The organism is Pseudomonas sp. JV245A, from assembly GCF_032424515.1.
Lineage (GTDB): Bacteria > Pseudomonadota > Gammaproteobacteria > Pseudomonadales > Pseudomonadaceae > Aquipseudomonas > Aquipseudomonas protegens.
On record NZ_VYKE01000253.1, the window covers coordinates 1 to 4,459 of the forward strand.

5 protein-coding genes are annotated in these 4,459 nt (G+C 63.2%); 3 read left to right on the plus strand and 2 right to left on the minus strand.

The genetic code is table 11. The annotated features are described in order from the left end of the window. A partial coding sequence (locus F6S12_RS29945) for a diguanylate cyclase (RefSeq protein WP_315869702.1) occupies positions 1-1,302 on the plus strand: 1,302 nt, incomplete at its 5' end. 3 nt (positions 1,303-1,305) lie between these two features. Here F6S12_RS29945 and F6S12_RS29950 read toward each other — a convergent pair. Next, a complete protein-coding gene (locus tag F6S12_RS29950; protein ID WP_315869703.1) occupies positions 1,306-1,827 on the minus strand; it encodes a GNAT family N-acetyltransferase in 522 nt (173 codons plus the stop codon). Positions 1,828-1,863: 36 nt separating this feature from the next. Next, the gene (locus tag F6S12_RS29955; protein WP_093406169.1) at positions 1,864-2,439 is read right to left on the minus strand and encodes a GNAT family N-acetyltransferase; all 576 of its coding nucleotides are present in this window, start codon (positions 2,437-2,439) and stop codon (positions 1,864-1,866) included. Between the two features lie 202 nt (positions 2,440-2,641). Between F6S12_RS29955 and F6S12_RS29960 the strand changes: the two genes are divergently transcribed. Then, positions 2,642-3,466, plus strand: coding sequence for an arylamine N-acetyltransferase family protein (locus tag F6S12_RS29960; protein ID WP_152686073.1), 825 nt, complete (start codon positions 2,642-2,644; stop codon positions 3,464-3,466). Between the two features lie 468 nt (positions 3,467-3,934). Further along, positions 3,935-4,459: solute carrier family 23 protein (locus F6S12_RS29965; protein WP_315869704.1), on the plus strand; the 525-nt coding region annotated here is incomplete at its 3' end.

Sequence of the window (4,459 nt, forward strand, 5' to 3'; positions counted from 1 at the left end):
CTGGGCGATGGCCCTGAGCAGCAGCCCCGCTTGCAGGGCATATTCGCCCGGCGGGTGCAGGCCCTGACCCAGCTCAGCGGGGTATTTCTCTATGACCGGGACGGTCAGTGGGTGGTCAGTTCCTTTGGTGATTCGCCCCATGGCAACGATGTGGCAGACCGCGACTACTTTCGTTTCCATCAGCAGAATGCTTCGTTGCTGGCTCACATCAGCCCGGCCATCCGCAGCCGGGCCAATGGCGAATGGATCATTCCCATCTCGCGGCGGCTCAACGATAGCCAGGGGAATTTCCAGGGGGTGCTGATGGCAGGCATCAAGCTGGCGTATTTCGATCAGTTCTTCACCAGTTTCAATATCGACGAGCAGGGCGCCATGTTCCTTGCCCTGTCCGACGGTACGCTGATTGCGCGGCGGCCGTTCGAAGAGCGGCAGATCGGTGCTTCCCTGGCCCGCGGCGAGATCTTCAGCAAGTACTTGCCCGAGGCCACCACCGGCAACGCCATGATCACCTCGATTGTTGATGGGGTGACGCGCCTGTACGGCTATCGGCAGTTGCAGGCCTATCCCCTGGTGGTGGCCGCGGCCAACTCCAAGGACTCGGTGCTCAAGGGCTGGTATGCCTCGGCCTACCAGTCCACGGCCATCGTCGCCCTGGTGCTGCTGGGGGTCGGCCTGTTCGGCTGGGTCTTCGTGCAGCAGGTGCGCAACAACGAGCGGATCGAGGCAGATCTGCGCGAGGCCCAGGAGGCCCTGGAGGTGATCGCCACCCATGACAGCCTCACCGGCCTGGCCAACCGCCGCTTGTTCGAGCGCGCCCTGACCGTGGAGTTTGGCCGTGGTGCGCGGCAACGCAGCCCGTTGAGCCTGGTCATGGTCGATATCGACTATTTCAAGCGCTATAACGATACCTACGGGCATGTGGCGGGCGATCACTGCCTGACCGAGGTGGCCCAGGCGCTCAAGGGCTGCTGCCAGCGCAAGGCTGACCTGGCTGTGCGCTATGGTGGCGAAGAGTTTGCAGTGTTGCTGCCCGACACCGACATTCATGGCGCGCTGGCCATGGCCGAGCAGATTCGCCGCAGTGTCATGCAGCGCAACATCGCTCATTCCGGCTCACCGGTGGGCTGCGTGACGGTCAGCCTGGGCTGCTACGCCTTCGTGCCGACGGGCCGCGACAGCATCGAGATGTTTATCGAAAGGGCCGACGCGGCCCTGTATCAAGCCAAGGCCACGGGCCGCAATCGGGCCATGGCGCTGGCGGCGGACCATGTGGGGGAGCCGTTGCAGCGCTCCGATCGCTGACGGCTACCAGCGCTTGCAGAACACCTGGTTGGCGTAGGCGTTGCCGCCAAACTCGTAGCCGGTGCTACCGGCGCAGACGTAGCCCTGGGCCTGATAGAAGGCCTGCGCCCTGTGGTTCTGTGCCCACACGGCGAGCCACAGGCAGGGCCTGTCGCTGGCTTGCAGCCGTTCTTCCACCTGTTGCAGCAGCGCCTGGCCAACGCCTTGCCGATGGGCATGGCGCTGCACGTACAGGCGCACCAGCTCCATCCCATCGGCCAGGCCGGCAAGCGGCGGCCGGGTGTTGCCGGCGATTTCCGCGAAGCCCAGCAGATGCCCGTTACGCTCGGCCAGCAACAGGCTTCTGTGGGGATCCTCAAGGCGCTGGCGGAACTGTTCCGGGGCGTAGACGCTCAGGGCTTCCTCGGCCAGGTCGCTGCGCATGCCGTCGGTGGCATAGGTGTCGAGAAAGACCTGGGTGGCCAGGCCGCTGATGCACAGTGCGTCCTCGTGCTGGGCTGGGCGTAGGGTGAAATCGACGGGCATGGCTACATCCTTGTGGGGGCTTGTAAGGGTGAGGCTTCAGGCTTGGCTGAGGCGTTGTTGCAGACGCTGGCGCACGGCGGGCCACTCGTCGTCGATGATGCTGAAACGCACGGAATTGCGCTTGCGTCCGTCGGGCATGAGGCGCTCGTGCCGCACTATGCCTTCCTGTTGGGCGCCGAGGCGCAGGATCGCCGCGCGGGATGTGTGATTGATCTCGTCGGTCGTGAACTGCACCCGCACGCAGTTCATGTCGTCAAAGGCATGGCACAGCATCAGGTACTTGGCCTCGGTGTTGACGAAGCTGCGCTGCCAGCGGCTGGCGATCCAGGTGCTGCCGATCTCCAGCTTGCGGTTGTGCCGGTCGATCTTCCAGAAACGCGTGCAGCCGATGACTTCGCCCGTGCTCCTGAGCACGGTAGCGAACGGCAGTACGCTACCGGCATCACGGCCCTCGAGCGCCACGTCGAGGTAGCGTTCGACGGTGTCGGGGGAGGGTACTACGGTGAAAGGCAGGTTCCACAGCTCACCGTCCCGGGCGGCGTTGACCAGGGCGTCGGCATCACTGCGTTGCAACGGGCGCAGGATGATTCGCGGGCCTTCCAGTGAGTGCATGGCGCAGAGTTCTCCAGCGGGAGCGAGGGGGCACTTATTACAGAGTCACCCTCGGCGCTTGGCAAGAGCCAATCCGGGGCCAATGCGATAAAAAATATCAGCCGAATTGATTGTCCGGGCTTGCCGCTTCTGGCTTATACATAACGCCGACCTGCCGGGGCCTGTCGCGACCCCGGGCGACCCTCATTTCAAGGATTTGTGCATGAGCCAGCCGCACCTGATGAACTTCGACCTGTACCTGCAGCAACTGGGCTACCCACAGGCGCCAGCGCCGACCCTGGAAACCCTGCGGGAGCTGCAATGGCGCCATGTCTGTCGTTTTGCCTTCGAAAGCCTTTCGACCCTGTTGCGGGTTCCGGTACCCATCGACCTGGCCTCGGTGGAGCGCAAGATTCTCCACGAGGGGCGCGGCGGCTACTGCTATGAACTCAACCAGGCCTTCCTGGTGCTGTTGCAGCACCTGGGTTTCGATGCCCGGGGCATCACCGGGCGGGTGGTGATGGGGGCGCCGGAAGATGCGCTGACCGCTCGCAGCCACCGTCTGGCGCTGGTGCACCTGGAGGGCCAGCGCTACATCGTCGATGTCGGCTTTGGCGGCATGGTGCCCACCGCGCCCTTGCTGCTGGATACCGAGCAAGAACAGGCAACGCCCCACGAGCCGTATCGCATCACCCTGCGCGAAGGCAGCTACACCTTGCGCGCCAAGGTCATGGATGAATGGCGGGCGATGTACGTTTTTGACCTGCAACTGCAGGGCGATGTGGATTACGAGATGGGTAACTGGTACGTCTCGACCCACCCGGACTCTCCTTTCCTCGGCCAATTGAAGGTGGCGCTGATGGGGCTGGGAATACGCCGCACCTTGAACAATGGCAGCTACGCCCTGCATCGGATGGGGCAGCCCAGCGAGCGGCGGCAGATCACCGATGCAGGGGAACTGATGAGCCTGTTGCAGGACGAGTTTGCCCTGCGCCTGCCGGCCCACCCCGAACTGCCGCGGGTTCTCGAGCAGTTGCTAGAGGCCTGATTTAACGGCTTCCCCAACAGCGAGGCGGTGTCCGCGGTTCCGGTCGGTTGTCGACACGGCCGTCCAGGTGCAGTTGCCGCGTTTGCCGTCGCCGGCCCGGCCAACGGTAGGGCCGTGTTGCACCCAATGTGTACAAGATCCGGGTTCCGGCCAACGGATCGCACCCTACGAGCAGCAGATAAGCCGATCCGGCAACGGGATCGGCTTTTTTATCCTGTTTTTTCAACCAGTAGAGCAGCCCTCAAACCTTCGGTTGAAGAGCGGCGGATCGGCCCTGGGTTGGTTTCAACGAGGGCTCTGGGCCGCCTTTACAGGCCGGCACGGAGTCAATATCCGAGTGCCTTGCGCGCAATGGCCCGGGTTGATGGGTGGGGAAATTCAGAATGGAAAACTGTATACAATCCTATGGACAGTTGTCTTGGATGTTGCATACAGTGTGCCCATAACAAAAACAGGGAACCCCACACCATGAATACCCCCCAGGTTTCACAACAGCGGCCCGAAGACGAAAATTTGGGTGTTGGCGCAAACATGGCTTATGGCCTGCAACACGTGCTGACCATGTATGGCGGCATCGTTGCCGTGCCACTGATCGTCGGCCAGGCGGCTGGCCTGTCGCCTTCGGAGATCGGCTTGCTGATCGCCGCTTCGCTGTTCGCAGGAGGGCTGGCAACCTTGTTGCAGACCCTTGGCGTGCCGTTTTTCGGCTGCAAGCTGCCGTTGGTGCAAGGGGTGTCCTTCGCGGGCGTGTCGACCATGGTGGCGATTGTTACCAGCGGCGGCGAGGGCGGCTTCCAGTCGATTCTCGGTGCGGTGATCGTCGCCTCGCTGATCGGCCTGCTGATCACACCGGTATTCTCGCGGATCACCAAATTCTTTCCACCGCTGGTCACTGGCATCGTCATCACCACCATCGGCCTGACGCTGATGCCGGTGGCGGCGCGCTGGGCCATGGGTGGCAACAGCCGGGCCCCGGACTTCGGCAGCATGTCG